Origin of the sequence: Mucilaginibacter sp. AK015 (assembly GCF_014200785.1) — a bacterium.
GTDB lineage: Bacteria > Bacteroidota > Bacteroidia > Sphingobacteriales > Sphingobacteriaceae > Mucilaginibacter.
Map to the genome: position 1 here is coordinate 55,720 of NZ_JACHCV010000008.1, position 14,881 is coordinate 70,600.

10 protein-coding genes are annotated in these 14,881 nt (G+C 45.1%); 5 read left to right on the forward strand and 5 right to left on the reverse strand.

Annotated features, from left to right (window positions below; translation table 11 throughout):
* Positions 1-55: 55 nt before the first annotated feature.
* From HDC91_RS19640 to HDC91_RS19650, 3 genes are all read left to right on the forward strand, one after another.
* Positions 56-2,863: a S8 family peptidase gene (locus tag HDC91_RS19640; RefSeq protein ID WP_183555120.1), complete on the forward strand. Its 2,808-nt coding sequence runs from the start codon at positions 56-58 to the stop codon at positions 2,861-2,863.
* 110 nt (positions 2,864-2,973) lie between these two features.
* Complete coding sequence (locus HDC91_RS19645) at positions 2,974-5,784, forward strand: TonB-dependent receptor (RefSeq protein ID WP_183555122.1); 2,811 nt, start codon at positions 2,974-2,976, stop codon at positions 5,782-5,784.
* A gap of 30 nt (positions 5,785-5,814) precedes the next feature.
* Entirely contained in the window at positions 5,815-6,591 is a 777-nt protein-coding gene (locus HDC91_RS19650; RefSeq protein WP_183555124.1) for a GLPGLI family protein, read from the forward strand.
* A gap of 237 nt (positions 6,592-6,828) precedes the next feature.
* Here HDC91_RS19650 and HDC91_RS19655 read toward each other — a convergent pair whose 3' ends face one another.
* Positions 6,829-7,698, reverse strand: coding sequence for a sugar phosphate isomerase/epimerase (locus tag HDC91_RS19655; RefSeq protein ID WP_183555126.1), 870 nt, complete (start codon positions 7,696-7,698; stop codon positions 6,829-6,831).
* A 595-nt stretch (positions 7,699-8,293) separates the two neighbouring features.
* Positions 8,294-9,481: a Gfo/Idh/MocA family protein gene (locus tag HDC91_RS19660; protein ID WP_183555128.1), complete on the reverse strand. Its 1,188-nt coding sequence runs from the start codon at positions 9,479-9,481 to the stop codon at positions 8,294-8,296.
* A gap of 536 nt (positions 9,482-10,017) precedes the next feature.
* On the opposite strand from HDC91_RS19660, the gene HDC91_RS19665 reads away from it, so the two are divergent.
* On the forward strand, positions 10,018-10,680 hold the full coding sequence (locus HDC91_RS19665) for a PP2C family serine/threonine-protein phosphatase (protein WP_183555130.1): 663 nt from the start codon (positions 10,018-10,020) through the stop codon (positions 10,678-10,680).
* Between the two features lies 1 nt (position 10,681).
* The gene (locus tag HDC91_RS19670; protein WP_183555132.1) at positions 10,682-11,359 is read left to right on the forward strand and encodes a hypothetical protein; all 678 of its coding nucleotides are present in this window, start codon (positions 10,682-10,684) and stop codon (positions 11,357-11,359) included.
* On the opposite strand, the gene HDC91_RS19675 is transcribed toward HDC91_RS19670, so the two are convergent.
* The 3 genes from HDC91_RS19675 to HDC91_RS19685 all read right to left on the reverse strand — a co-directional run bounded on the left by HDC91_RS19675 (position 11,324) and on the right by HDC91_RS19685 (position 14,603).
* Positions 11,324-12,502 (reverse strand): hypothetical protein, encoded by a 1,179-nt coding sequence (locus HDC91_RS19675; protein WP_183555134.1) that lies wholly within the window; start codon positions 12,500-12,502, stop codon positions 11,324-11,326. The genes HDC91_RS19670 and HDC91_RS19675 overlap by 36 nt on opposite strands.
* A gap of 2 nt (positions 12,503-12,504) precedes the next feature.
* Positions 12,505-13,293 (reverse strand): protein kinase, encoded by a 789-nt coding sequence (locus HDC91_RS19680; RefSeq protein WP_183555136.1) that lies wholly within the window; start codon positions 13,291-13,293, stop codon positions 12,505-12,507.
* A 224-nt stretch (positions 13,294-13,517) separates the two neighbouring features.
* A complete protein-coding gene (locus HDC91_RS19685) occupies positions 13,518-14,603 on the reverse strand; it encodes an AAA family ATPase (RefSeq protein WP_183555138.1) in 1,086 nt (361 codons plus the stop codon).
* Positions 14,604-14,881 lie beyond the last annotated feature (278 nt).

The window sequence follows — 14,881 nt, forward strand, 5'->3', positions numbered from 1 at the left end:
ATAGTTTTATTTTGAGGGGGAGTTTGAGCAACTCCCCCTTATTTTGTATGCTGATATGACAAAAAAGATCGTCTGCCTTTTTCTTTTTCTTGCCTGCTTCAATATATCTTATGCTCAAAAAAAAACCAACGACCAGTCGATAACCAAAATGTACGCCGCGCCGGCAGCAAGTGCATTACAGCCCGATAGCGTGCAATACTATCTGATCAAACTTGCAAAGCCTTCAAATTTTAAAAATATTAACCTGGTAAAAAGGGTATCATACAATTATTACATTGTTTCGTCGCGCGGCGCTATAAACCCCTCTGGCAATGTGGTAAGCGCCAGCCCTGCAAACGCGATATGGAAGGCCGACGATAACCTGGCGCGCTTAAATGCCAGCCACCCTAATGCTACTAAGGTGGTGAACCTTGTGCTGAAAGACCGAAACAACAGTGCCCTTACCCAGGTAAGCAAATACGGCGCTATCCTATCGGCCAACGGCAAAGTGGTTACCATAAAAATACAGCTGAAACAACTGCCGGCCCTGCTACAACAAACCAACATTGTTTTTGCCGGGCTGGACAGAAGGCCACACCCTGAGCTGGTTATTGACGACCTGGACCTGGGCGCAAACAACTTGTCGGCAATACCGGATAACTTTGCGGGCATAAATGGCAGCGGCATAAATGTAAGCGTGAAAGAAGAACGTTATGATGAGGACGACCTTGACCTGCTTGGGCGTTCGTTTACATCCGTTATCCCTGCCGAAAACAATTCCGGCCACGCCACTATTATGGCCACACTGATAGGCGGCAACGGCAATTCGTTTGTTAAGGGCCGTGGGGTGGCGCCTGCCGTAAAATTTACCTCATCAGATTTTTCGAGGCTTTCGCCCGATACCTCCGCCGTTTTTAAAAATTTCAATATCAGCCTTCAAAATCATTCGTACGGTACCGGCATCGAAAATTTTTATGGTATCGAAGCCGAAGCTTACGACCAGCAGGTATACGCGAATGACGGGATCGTCCACGTATTTTCCTCGGGTAATATCGGCACAACTACCCCATCCACCGGTTTGTATAACGGCATCGCTAATATGGCAAACCTTTCGGGCACCTTTAAGCAGGCAAAGAATGTTGTTGTAGTTGGCGGCACCGGCCGCACCTCCGTGCCCGAATCATTAAGCTCGGCAGGCCCTGCTTACGACGGCCGTGTGAAGCCCGAACTGGTTGCCGACGGCGAAGATGGCACATCGGGCGCGGCGGCTTTAACAACCGGCGCGGTAGCGTTGTTGCAACAGGCTTATAAAAAACAATACAGCACCTTACCCTCATCGGCCTTAATAAAGGCTGTACTGATAAACAGCGCCGACGATATTGGTGCGCCTGCTGTAGATTATAAAACAGGTTATGGCAAACTGAACGGCTTAGAGGCCATAAGGACCATAACAGACGGGCGTTTTAAAACGGGCAGCGTTGCAAATAAAGCCCAGAGCAGCTACCAAATAACCGTCCCGGCAAATTGCAGCCTGCTAAAGGTATCGTTGGTTTGGAACGATGCGCCCGCCGGGTTGAACGCTCCCTATGCGCTGATAAATAACCTGGACCTGACCGTTACCACACCCGGCGGCACCCAGTTGCTGCCTTGGTCGCTGAGCGCCTTTCCCCTTGCCGACTCGCTGTTAGCGCCCGCCAAAAGGCAGCGCGATACGCTGAATAATACCGAGCAGGTAACCTTACAAGATCCGCAGGCAGGCGTTTATACCATCACCATCAACGGCAGCAGGGTGCCCCGCGGGCCGCAGGCATTTTATGTGGCGTATCAAACCCAGTTAAAAAACCAATTTGAGTGGACGGAACCATCAGGCAGCAATGAGTTTTTGGCAGGTGAGGATAATTACCTGCGCTGGCAGAGTACGTATGGCAACGCTACCGGTAGCTTAAGCGTAAGCTACGACCATGGCACTACCTGGAAAGCACTGGCAAATAGTGTCACTTTAAAAGCTGATAATTACCAATGGGCTACACCAAACCTGTTTACGCCAGCCATGCTTAAAATGCGCATAAACAACCAGGACCACATTAGCAGGGAGTTTACGATATCAAAGCCTATAAACCTGCAGGTTGGCTATAATTGCGCCAACGGCACTTTACTGCACTGGAGCCCGCAGCCCGGGGCTACCGGCTATATTATCTATAATATAAAAGATAACCTGCTGCAAAAATTAACCACAGCAACCGATACATCTGTTATCATCCCCGCAGCGCAGCGATCATCAAACTACTTTGCCGTGGCCGCGCAGGGCGATGGTTTTGAGGGGGTAAAAAGTTTAACCATTGATGTTACCAACCAGGGGGTTGGGTGCTATATACGCACGCTGCTTGCCCGGGTAACAGATGACAGAACAATTGAATTGAGCTTGCAGGTAGGCAGCACGCTTAACTTAAAAACAATAACATGGCAAAAGCTTACGGGCAAAGATCAGTACCTTACCCTGGGCACCACAAATATTTCGGCTGCAGTATTAGATTATACTTTTATTGACGGGTCGCCAAAAAAGGGCGTTAATTATTACCGGGCGCTGCTTACCACAGCCGACGGTACAAGCACCGGGTCTGACCTGGCCAGCGCCATTTGGTTGCAGCCCAGCCAATTTACTGTGTACCCCAATCCGTTTAAAACCCAACTCACCATTTTAAGCGGCGAGGCTAACGATTATGACCTTAGGCTTTATGACGCTATGGGTAAATTATCCTTCGCCAAAACCTTTAATGGCTTGCAAAATACCTTACAGGTGAACGTTATCCCGGGGGTATATACAAGCGTTATCAGCCAGAAAGGCAAACCTATATACAGCGTTAAAATTATCCGGGTTCCGTAACAATAGTGTGACTGTTATACTCTAAGGGCCATATTTAACACTTTTTAACAACTGTTCCGCTTCTATTACTAAGTTTTTAGTTATATCTTGGCTGTTCATAAATCCTAAGTATGAAGTTCACAATTACAGCACTGGTTTTTATATTCCTCTGCTCCTTTTCTGCCCTTGCGCAAAATCCCTATTCGGTTAAGGGCGTAGCTATCGATAGCGTCGGCAATGTAAAACTGGTAAATACATCAGTCAGTATTTTAAACGCCAAAGACTCTACCCTACGCAAGTTTACACGCGCCGCGGCCAACGGCTCGTTCAGCATGACCGGTTTAAACAAAGGCAAATTTATATTGCTGGTTACCTATCCGGGCTATGCCGATTATGTAGAGCATTTTAGTTTAGACTCTGCTAAAACCACCTTTAATTTCGGCACCATCAACATGAACCTTAAATCGAGGCTGCTTAACGAGGTGCTCATAAAAGGTACTGTTGCCGCCATCAAGATCAAAGGCGATACCACAGAGTTTAACGCGAAGGCATATACCATACAGCCGAACTCTAAGGTAGAAGACCTGTTAAAACAGCTGCCCGGTATACAGGTTGATAAGGATGGCAAAATTACCGCACAGGGCCAAACCGTACAAAAGGTACTGGTTGATGGCGAAGAGTTTTTTGGTGACGACCCCACACTGGTAACCAAAAATATACGCGGCGATATGGTTGACAAGGTGCAGCTATACGATAAGAAAAGCGACCAGGCTACATTTACGGGTATTGATGATGGCGAGAAGACGAAAACCATCAACATAAAATTAAAAGAGGATAAAAAGAACGGCTACTTTGGTAAAATTGATGCCGGTATTGGTACCGATGGCTTTTACCAGGGGCAGGGCCTTTATAATAAATTCCAGGGGAAAAAGAAGTTCTCGGTTTACGGCACTTTTGGCAACACCGGTAAAACAGGCTTAGGCTGGAATGATAATAACAAGCTTGGCACAGGCGGCGGCATGGAGTTTAGTGACGATGGGGGTATTTACTTCATGGGTGGCGGCAACGATGGCGGGCTCGACTCGTTCAACGGCCAATACGATGGCCGCGGTATACCGGTAGCCAATACCGGTGGTGTGCATTACGATAATAAATGGAATAACGATAAATACAGCCTTAACACCAATTACAAGATAGGTTCGCTTGAAGTTGATGGCACGCGCAACAACAAATCGCAGCAAAACCTGCCCGGCGATTCTACAAACGTGATCAACAGCCTTACAGACGAAACCTTTAACAATTCCATGTTCAGGCAAAAGCTGGATGCTACTTATTCGGTTAAGCTGGATACCACCTCAACCTTAAAGGTATCTGTTGATGGTACGCTAAAAAACAGCGATACCCACAGCATAAACAAAGCAAGCAGCCGCAGGACAGACAATTCGCTTATAAACACTAACGACCGTACTTTAAATAATGAAGTAGATCAGCAGTTGTTCAATGCATCGGCACTTTATACTAAAAAATTAAAGAAACCGGGCCGCACCATTTCATTGAACGTATCGGCCGGAATGACGCAAAGCAAGGCAAACGGCTTTTTAAAATCGCAGCTGGACCTTTATAACGAACAAAGCCAGCTTGACAGCAGCCAGGTGGTGGATCAAAAGAAGACCGACAACACCAAAACGTCAAGATTTAATACAAACCTTACCTATACCGAACCGATCTCGAAGTATTTATCGGTGGTGTTTAACTACGGCTTTAATTTAAACAACAGCAATGCCGACCGTAAATCTTTCGATCAATCTTCACCGGGCAATTACAACCTGTTGAATGATTCGTTAAGCAACCACTACGTGTTTAACCAGACATCAAACCAGGGCGGTGTTAACTTCAGCTATAAAAAAGGCAAAAGCACCATGCGCTTTGGTACGCGTGTAGCTAATGTAGATTATAAACAGGTGGACGAAATTACCGGTAACTCGGGCAGGCGTAATTTTACCAACTGGAGCCCCCAGGCAAACTTCTCGTACAAATTCTCATCCTATAGCTCGTTAAATATCGGGTACTATGGTAACCAAACCCAGCCAACGCTCGATCAGTTACAGCCCATCCGTGTAAACACCGACCCGCTGAACATTACCTTGGGTAACCCTAACCTTAAGCCCTCGTTCACCAACGGCTTGTATGGTTATTACAATATGTACAAGGTTATCAGCGATCAATCCATCTGGTTTAACGGTAATTACAACTTTACAACCAACCCCATTGTGAGCAACGTGGTTACCGACCCTACGGTGGGTAAAAGTACCATACAATCGGTTAACCTGCCGGGCAAAAAGCAATCTAACTACAACCTGGGTATTGATATGAGCCGCAAATTGGGCGTTATAGGCCTCAACATTAATGCAAGGTTCAATACCGGCGGTAACATTTATTACAGCATGGTAAACAACGAGCTTAACAAAACAAACTCCAACACATACAGGGCGGCTATAGGCCTGTCGAAATACAAAGAGAAAAAATACTCGATATACGTAAGCGCCGGCCCTAACTACACTGTTGGCCAGGCATCATTACAGCCCGACAGAAATAACAACGGCCGAGGCTTTAACGCTGATTACTACATGAACATTTACCTGCCGGGCAAAATTGAGATAGGCAGCGATGGCCAGTACCAGTATACCGCGGCTACACAATCGTTCGATAACGATTTTAAGCAGACCATTATCAACGCCAGCATTACCAAATCGTTCTTTAAGGCCGAAAACCTTAAATTAGTTTTAAGGGGTAATGATTTGCTGAACCAAAACTCGGGCTTTACCCGCAGCGCATCAAGCAACCTCATCACCGAGAACAGGTACACCACCATCCGCAGGTATTATATGCTGTCGGTAGTGTGGGATTTTAACGGCATGGGCGGCGGCGCTGCAAAGAAATAGTTAGATATAATATCAAAAAAATATAAAGCGATGAAAAAGCATTTAATATTACTACTCACCTGCCTTATCAGCGGCAGCGCGGCATGGGCCCAAAACGCGCATTTTACCACGGCAGGCACCATTGAGTACGAAAAACGGGTGAACATGTACGGTGTTATTAAAGCCGTAATTAACAAGGATAACGAAAGCTGGTACGCCCCTGCTTTTGAGCAATACAAAAAGAACAACCCCCAGTTTAAGGTACTAAAAAGCACCCTGAGCTTTAGCGGCAACCGTACGCTTTACGCGCCCCTGCCCGATGACGCACCTCCATCAAACAGCTGGTTTAGCGATATGCCCCTGGCACAGCAAATAAATACCGTTTACACCGACCTGAACACCAACCTGAGCGTTACCGCAAAAAAAGTGTTCGACGAAGCTTTTTTAGTGAAGGATACCGCCCGCAAGATCACCTGGAAGATAACTGACGAAACCCGCGATATTGCCGGCTACACCTGCCGCAGGGCCAACGCCCTGGTAATGGACTCAATATACGTGGTGGCGTTTTACAGCGATGAGATCCCGGTATCGGGCGGCCCCGAATCATTCACCGGGCTGCCGGGTATGATACTTGGCCTGGCACTGCCGCACGAGAATGTTACCTGGTTTGCCACCAAAGTAACCGATGTGCCCGTATCCGACGCGCAGTTAAAGGTACCGGCCAAAGGCAAAGCCACAACCTACAGCGGACTAAAAACTACCCTCACCAAAGCCATGGAAGGCTGGGGCGAATACGGTAAACGCTTTTTTAAGATATACCTTTTGTAGATAAAGGGCGAAAGGATAAAGGATAAAGAAAGCCTGTACAGTTTGTTACTGTACAGGCTTTTTTTGTATTGATGCAACTTAAATTCCCCTCTTGAGAGGGGGTGCGGTTGAGTGGATGGCAGGGGTGTGTTAGCGCCTATATTTATAATCCCTGTCATGGTGAGCCTGTCGAAACATTCGCGGACTATGCCTTCACACATATCCTTCGACAAGCTCAGGATGACCCAGTCTTTAAATTTAGGCGAGGCTCAACCGCTTCAAATATGCCGCGTTCTTTTGCGCGCTTTGCAGCGGCGTTTCGTGGAAGAAACGGCTTTGCTCTACAAAAAAGTACTGCATACCGTTATCCTGCCCAACCTTAATGAATTTTTTAAAATCGATAATCCCCTCGCCCAGGTCGCAGGCGGATTCTTCCTGGCTGCCGGCGGGGAGGCGCTGCTTCAGCACATCGCGCATGTGGGCGAGCTTAAAACGGCCTTTGTGTTTGGTGATGTAGGCGTATGGGTCGGCACCCTCGGTTACGGTATAGTACACATCCATCTGGAAGTCGACCAGGTCCTGATCCGTGCCGGCAAGCAATACATCGATAGGCAGCTGACCGTCTACCGGCTTGTAAGGATAATCATGTGGATGGTAGCCAAACCTTAGTCCGTGCTTTTTGCAGATGGCGCCGCGCTTGTTAAAATCGTCCGCGAAGGTTTTAAAGGTTTCTATCGATTCTTGCGGACCGAGCCATGGGCATACCAGGTACTTCATGCCTATCTGCGCGGCATCTGCCGCCAGCTTATCAAACTCGGCAAGCGTGCAGGGGTTGTAATGGGTGCTAACCAAATTTAGCCCGTAGCCCGATGCTATCTTTTTAAATTCGGTATTGGTCTTTCCCCAAAATATGCCTTTGTCGCTGCCATAGCTTTCTATCTGGGTGTAGCCCATGGCGCCCAGTTTTTCAAGCGTGCCAATGGGGTCGCGCTCCATGTCTTCTTTCACCATGTAAAGCTGTATGCCGTGCGCGGGTTTTGCCCGCCCGGTGGTGCAGCTTATTGCAGATGATGTTGCCGCTGCCGCGGCTAACAGGGTGCTATAATGGATGAAGGTTCTTCTGTTCATGGTTGGTTTATTGGTTCGCTGGTTATTTGTTTGTGGGGTTCTGTCGCTCCCGTCATTGCGAGGTACGAAGCAATCTCCTGATAGGTTCGGCCGGTGCTCTATTGTCGTTAGTCCGCTCATTTGCCGCGGAGGGCTGTTACTTTGTCTTGATACAAAGTAACCAAAAATCAAGACAAAAAAAACCTTCTCCCCACAGGGCCTTTACCTTTGGCCCGGTTTTTTGTCGGGCCTTTACGCTCGTTCGATACCCTGTCGCCTTGTCGTAAGCTGCTTTGCTGACACAGTTGCAATTCAAGGCAATCCTATAATCCGGCAAATCCCGGTTCAGACAAACGCGTTAGGGATTGCAGCGGATACCGGCCCTGTGCCTAAGGCCTGCAGGCGTATGAGCGTAAAGCCCGACCCGCAGGGGAACGCCCTTTTTAAGTTGAAAGTAGAAGGTTAAAAGTCGAAAGCGTGTTTAACTTCCCTCCACTAACTTTTCACTTTCAACTTTACACTTTTACCTTCCCTCCACTAACTTTTCACTTTCAACTTTACACTTTCTACTTCCCTCCCCTAACTTTTCACTTTCAACTTTACACTTTTACCTCCCCTACAAATCCCTCACCACTACCTCTCCCGTAGTTTTATCCTTCAGTATCAGCTTGCGCTCCCCGTGGGGCAATATCTCTTCTTTAATAAGGTAGTATTGGTCGTCGAAACTGGCAAACTCGGTGGCTATTTTGGTGTTGGTGCTGCCGCGCCAGTCGTCGAGTTTTACGGGTTCCCAAATGCCGCTTTTGGCACTGGCGTAGGCCGCGTCGATTATGGCGTTCACCACGTAGCCGTCGTAAAAAGTTTCGGCGGGCGGGCGGTTTTGCTCAATGGCCTCAAACATGTCGGTAAACATGTGGTTGTAGCCCAGCTCGTTCACCTCGTCGCCCACGGGGAAAAGCCAGCCCTGGCCGCTCTCGGCCTTTTCGGCCACATAGCCGCCGCCCTTGCCGGTGCTGAACATATCAAACCCCGTGCGCAAAAAGTTGTTTATCCAGATGGTGCCCTCGGTGCCCATCACCTCGTCGCGCAGGTCCATACCGCCGCGAAAGCACCAGCTTACCTCAAACTGCCCTATGGCGCCGTTGGCGTACTTTACCATGCCTATAGCGTTGTCTTCGGCATCAATGGGGTGCACCTGCGTGGCCGCCCAGCACATCACCTCAACCGGCTTTATATTTTTGCCTATGTAGCTGCGGGCAATCTCGATACAGTGGCAGCCGAGGTCGACAATGCAGCCGCCACCGCTTTGGGCCTTATCCCAAAACCAGTTGCTATGCGGGCCGGGGTGCGCCTCGCGGCTTTTGGCCCACAGCACCCTGCCTACGCCGCCCGCCTTTACGCTGGCAAGGCTTTTATTGAATTTTGGCGTGTAGCAAAGATCTTCCAGGTAGCCGCCCATAACGCCCGCCTGCTCTACCATATCCAGCATTTGTTTGGCCTCGGCGGCAGTACGGCCCAGCGGTTTGGTGCACAGCACGTGCTTACCGGCTTTGGCGCAGGCCTCTACAGCGGCAAGGTGCAGGTCGTTAGGGAGCGATATCACCACCACATCCACCTCGGGGTGGTTCACCACCTCGTGCATATCATCGCTGTAAACGGGCAGCTTATAATCATGGGCAAATTGTTTGGCCTTATCCAGGTTGCGGCTGTACACGGCGTGCAGCGTATCAACACGGCGGTGCCCGATAAGCGAATCGGCATAGAAACGCGCGATAAAGCCCGAGCCAAGCATAGCAATTTTCATAGCGTATTATTATTTATAATGGTTTGTGTGGGCTTAAGATAGGGATTTTTGCGGATGTGCAGCGATGCGGATGTGCAGATGTGCAGATTTGCGGATGGGCGGATGTGCAGATGTGCGGATATGGAGATGTAAAGTTACCGGTGAACCAATGAACAAGTGAACCAATAAACTACCACACCAATGAACTAATGAACAAGTGAACCAATGAACAATAAGTAAAGGTGCTGTAGTGCTGCTTACGGATGCGGTAGCCCCGCTATGAACTTATACGCCTGCAGGCCTTGGTCTCGAAGGCCGGTATCGCTGCTATCGGGTTTAGGGGGGGCGCATAAACAGCTCAAATGTGAGGACTTATTAATTATAGCAGATATCTTCCAAATAGATATTTATACTTAGATTTAACACTTAAAATCACTGTAAATATCAAATTTGACACCATTAGAAATTATTAGCCGATTCGCTATAATAATACAATTACTAAAAATATTAGTATATTCGTGACCTTTATTACCCTGATCTCAATATAGCCGCACAGAATGACAACGCATCGTTACGTACACATTTGCCAATCAATAAAAGGCTTACATAAAAAGCATAATGAAGACAATTTTCTTACAATTGATGATGAACGGTTTAATCTATATGCCATCTTTGACGGCGTGGGCAGCGCATTGAACAGCAAAAAAGCGACCGACCTAGCAAAAGAATTTATTATTGCAAATTATACGAAATATTTTAGCTCCCAAATAAAGTTAGATGAGCTAATGTATGACTGTAATAATTATATTATTAATAGTCGGGTTAAGGAACCGTTTACTACTTATTGTGTAATCGTACTTTTTAAAAGCTCGCCCAACGAAGCAACATATTCTTACATGGGTGATAGTAGAATTTATTTAATTAGTAAGCGTTTTATAGAACAAATAACTACAGATGATAAAGTACACCTTTCTAATGTCGTGACTAAATGCCTTGGTATGAATACTTTGGGAAATTATGACTTCTATCAAAAATCCATTAATATTACTGACGAAAATTTATTGTTATGCACAGACGGATTTTATTGTTTTTTAGAAGAGGATAGAATGAAATTTTTCGAAATTTTCAACAAAAAAAACCTTAAATCAGTCCAAGAAGAAATCATATCGATAGTGTCTAATCGAAACAAAGATGACGCAACGTTCGTATTAATAAGATAATATGTTTATAACAGAACGCCAGTTAGTAGAAACCCTAAAAGGCAATTTTAAGATTATTTGCGATTGGAATATTAAAAAAACCCAAACAAATATTTTAGAGGAGGTTAATCTTGGATTTGGGATAGCAGACTTAGTGATATCAAAAATCAACAAACATAAATCAATTGAAACGAGTTGGAGTTATTTTGATATTTTGATATACAAGATTATAGAGACGGATCAAAATGTTTCTATGGACTTACTCAAGTCTATTACGAAGGCCAAAGAATCTCAAATTAGAAAGTCCTTAGAGATGTTGATGTTGGAATGTTATGTTAACCATCATGATTCCATTTTCCGCATCAAAAAGAGTTACAAATCCATTAGTGATAAAACTATTGCTATAGAAGCTAAGCTGAAGAATTGGGCAAGGGCGTTAGATCAGGCTTACCGCTACAAATGGTTTGCAACACAATCCTATGTCGTATTAGATAGCAATTATATATCACCTGCTTATAAAAACATTGAAAAGTTTATTGAACTCAATGTCGGGCTTGCAGAAATCAATCCAGAAGGTCTATTGAAAATTCATTTTAAACCAACAGAAGAAAAACCTATTGACGATAAAATGTTTATGCTACTTAATGAACAAATTAAACAAACGCTATTTCGTCAACAAATAATTTCTCCAAGTATCTAGATGATAGTTTTTGCTCTCGTTTGTAAAGTTAATCCGTTTTCTAGCTAAAGCTTCATATGCGGCTATAGCATTATCTATTAGATTAATTACATGTAGTTTCCTTTTAGCTAAATCGCTAATAGCTGCAATCTGCTTCAGCGTACGTTCGATAGAAAGCATGTAATTTTTATGCACTTCGGGCTTTTGATTACTCCAGGGATAATTGGGACGCAGAATGTCATCGGAGAAGATATTCCGATCATTACGAAGAATCTCTATCCCTCCCTGTATCCTAACTAAATCTAAAAGAGGAGCCTTCACAAAGTTCAAAAGCTTCTCTGAATAATACCATCCTTTTGACGGGCCGCCATCTTCAGTAATTAGAAATCGTTTAATACTAAAATTTCGCAAATTTTCATAAGATGCAATACTAATATAATCAATATCTGTAGTCGCTAAAAAAACAATCGCATCCCAATTTGCGTAAGCATATACCGTTATAAATCTTTGCCTTTTTAGCACCTCGAAAACACGCCCAAGATTATTTAGATATTTGTAATCAGTGCTGACCTTCTGCATATTATCAGGCTTTGATTCACACAGAATATAATAGCCGTCAAAAACTATATCCATATCGGTCAAACAGTATAAAATGCTATCTACCTTTTTTGCATCAATTATAGTGTGATGTGTTATAGGAATAGTCATAAAATATTTTATACCATCAACCTTATTTTTAGTTAGCCACTTATTGATAGTCTTAACCGTTCCTAGAAATTTATCAATATCATCATTTTCATAAAACATGGGGATAATAATATTTTTCAATCCAATTCCGATTTGATATTCGATTCCCTTTCTGATGGCAATTTCGAAATAAACCTCTGTTTGCTGATCATTATTGGGGTCATGTGCGGGATGAAACTCATAGGAACCCAGATTACCTTTCGCTATGTTCCCGCTTTCCTTCTTTCCAAAATATTGCAAATCAAAAAAAGACTTACTTAATATGTCTTTTAAATCATATTTATTAAGAGCTGGTTTGTTAAATGTTGCCGAATCAAAACTATATGCACAAAAGATAAATCCATCACCTATCTCGTTTTTATAAAATGTGTCCAAGTTCCAGTTATGGCGATGACCGACCATGTGTAATACTTTCATAATTATAATAAGTTATATAAGTCTTCAATTAAACGGGGACGCTCAGCAGGACTAAACTTCATAACTGCCTCGCAAAAACCATTTAAGGTAAAACCTGAATCAGAATAAAAAGATTGATCTAAGCCCTTGTATCGTGTAGCGACTTCTGCTTCAGTATTTCCAAACGGCAATTGCTGAAAGTATAGCGCATAGGCTAGTATACCTATGCTAAAAAAGTCAGTTCTATACGATATTTGATCTTTATCGCCTGCAAATTGCTCGGGGGCGGCGTAACGCCAACTTTTAGGTTGCCAACCAGTACCCGTGATTGAAACGGCATCTAGGTCACGAGCGATACCGAAATCAATAATAATAGGAGTGCCGTCTGATTTGAGAATTATATTTTCAGGTTTTAAATCTCTGTGTACAAACCTTTCCTTCCATATAGGTTCAAGTATTCCAATGATATTTTTTATTAGGGCAGTAATTTTTGCTGCATCTCCTTTATAGGTCAGTAAAATATCACTTAGGGTATCACCGGGTATAAATTCCTCAAAAACAAGAATATCTTTCCCATAAATTTCGACTTTTAAAACCTTGGTTATTCCCGAGATATGCTTAAACTTTTCATAAATTTCTAATTCACGTTCAAACCTTTCATCCTTACCACCTGGGAAATGTTTTAGCACGCAGCTCTCGCCATTTATAGTTGGGAAATAAACGACCTTTTGCCCGCCACGTTTCTCAGATTGGAAAAATCCTGAAATATTGAATTGATCTAAAAAGGCTTGATTTAAGCTATGGATACTCATTTAGGTTATAGGTTTACTCAAATATATCATATTATTATTATTTAAGTATAATATAGTTTATAAGTTAACGGAAATTTTTTATGGATTTCACTCATTTAATTATAGTAAAATACCTCAAGCCCTACTTACACTTTCATTCTGTACCCTAGTTCGTGTATTTGCGTTTAATCGAGTTGTATTAATAACTTACCCTACCACTTTATGACATTATAATAAGGGGCAACCTACAGCGAATTTGGGATTTTCATCACCTTATTAACTAACCCCAAAGCAACGTTCAGTTCTTTACCTATCTGGCGTTGGCTATAGCCTTTAGCGGCCAGCTCGGCTACTTTGGGGGCTAACATTTGCTGGTTTAACAGGCGGGTACGCAAGTGCGGGCGTTCGGCGCTGTAGCCTTCAAACTGCATTTGTAAAAAGCTGCCGGGCTTGGCAATGCGGCAAAGGCATACGTTATCGTCGCCGTATACCTGCGCGGTGCTGCGCTGTTTTATTTGCTTAAGGTAACGCAGCTGCGGGTCGGTGGCGCTGGTGCCAATGGCAAAGGCGCTATCGGCCAGGTTGATCAGCAGCTTGCTGCCGTGGAGATCATCGGCTGTAATGGGCGCGGCCGGGTTGCGGCGTTTGGGCGTATGGGCCAGCACCAGGATAGAAAGGTTGTACTCCGCCTTAAGCGCTTTGAGGTGTTTCATGAGGCTAAGCGCTACCGCGGCGTTTTCGGTACCGCCCCGCAGGCAGCTGATGTTATCAATAATGAGTACCGTGGCCCCTACCTGCTTAATTTTACACTCAATGCCGGCTATCACATGGTCGTCGTAGCTGCTGTTGTTGCCCGCGGGCATGTTATCGGCATTGAACTGCGCGCGTAAAAAACCATACGGAAAGGTATAATCGCCGGCGGCATGCGTATAGCGCTGGTAAAACTGCGTTACCGAAAGCTCAAAATCGATATAAAGCACGCGGGCGGGTTCGGCACCCAAAGCAAAGGGCGCGATGGGCCGGCCCCGGGCAATGCTGTTGCCAATTTGCACGGCCAGCACGCTTTTGCCCACGTTGGTATCGGCAAACAGGATGCACAGCTCGCTCTGGTGCCAAAACTCACCGAAAAGCATTTTAGGTGCAGGCTGGCGTTCGCCAAGTTCCAGCCAGCGGTTGCCGGTTTCCACGGTAAACAAATGGCGGCAGGTTTCGGGGTCGGGCGGCTGCGGGGCGGCTTTTAGTCTTTTAGCCGGGCGGTAAGGTACGCCCCTTACTTCGGCGCGTATTTTTTCGATAATTTCCGGGCGTTCGGAAGTAATAATTTCAAACATTTAGATAAAGATGAAGCGTATTAAAACAGTGAAGAGTAGAGCGATAGCTGGAATAACCGGGTACAGGTTAACCTTACACACAAATATAAAGCATGCAGCCCATACAAATGGTGACAGTAGCATGTCAGTAGTTAAAAACGGAAGTAACTGATAATGAAGTGTTCATGAATGTTCACGGTGTTCACGTGCGCCGAACGTGAACGCTTTTTCAGATGTGCAGGTTCCAGATGTGCAGATGTGCAGATTTCAGATGTGCAGATGACTATGGACTATCGACC

What these genes read in the sequence shown, in the direction of transcription:
- HDC91_RS19655 (WP_183555126.1), bottom strand. Translation starts at nt 7,698, where the DNA reads ATGAACAGAAGAACCTTCATCCATTATAGCACCCTGTTAGCCGCGGCA.
- HDC91_RS19650 (WP_183555124.1), top strand. Translation starts at nt 5,815, where the DNA reads ATGAAAAAGCATTTAATATTACTACTCACCTGCCTTATCAGCGGCAGC.
- HDC91_RS19680 (WP_183555136.1), bottom strand. Translation starts at nt 13,293, where the DNA reads ATGAGTATCCATAGCTTAAATCAAGCCTTTTTAGATCAATTCAATATT.
- HDC91_RS19675 (WP_183555134.1), bottom strand. Translation starts at nt 12,502, where the DNA reads ATGAAAGTATTACACATGGTCGGTCATCGCCATAACTGGAACTTGGAC.
- HDC91_RS19640 (WP_183555120.1), top strand. Translation starts at nt 56, where the DNA reads ATGACAAAAAAGATCGTCTGCCTTTTTCTTTTTCTTGCCTGCTTCAAT.
- HDC91_RS19670 (WP_183555132.1), top strand. Translation starts at nt 10,682, where the DNA reads ATGTTTATAACAGAACGCCAGTTAGTAGAAACCCTAAAAGGCAATTTT.
- HDC91_RS19645 (WP_183555122.1), top strand. Translation starts at nt 2,974, where the DNA reads ATGAAGTTCACAATTACAGCACTGGTTTTTATATTCCTCTGCTCCTTT.
- HDC91_RS19660 (WP_183555128.1), bottom strand. Translation starts at nt 9,481, where the DNA reads ATGAAAATTGCTATGCTTGGCTCGGGCTTTATCGCGCGTTTCTATGCC.
- HDC91_RS19665 (WP_183555130.1), top strand. Translation starts at nt 10,018, where the DNA reads ATGACAACGCATCGTTACGTACACATTTGCCAATCAATAAAAGGCTTA.
- HDC91_RS19685 (WP_183555138.1), bottom strand. Translation starts at nt 14,603, where the DNA reads ATGTTTGAAATTATTACTTCCGAACGCCCGGAAATTATCGAAAAAATA.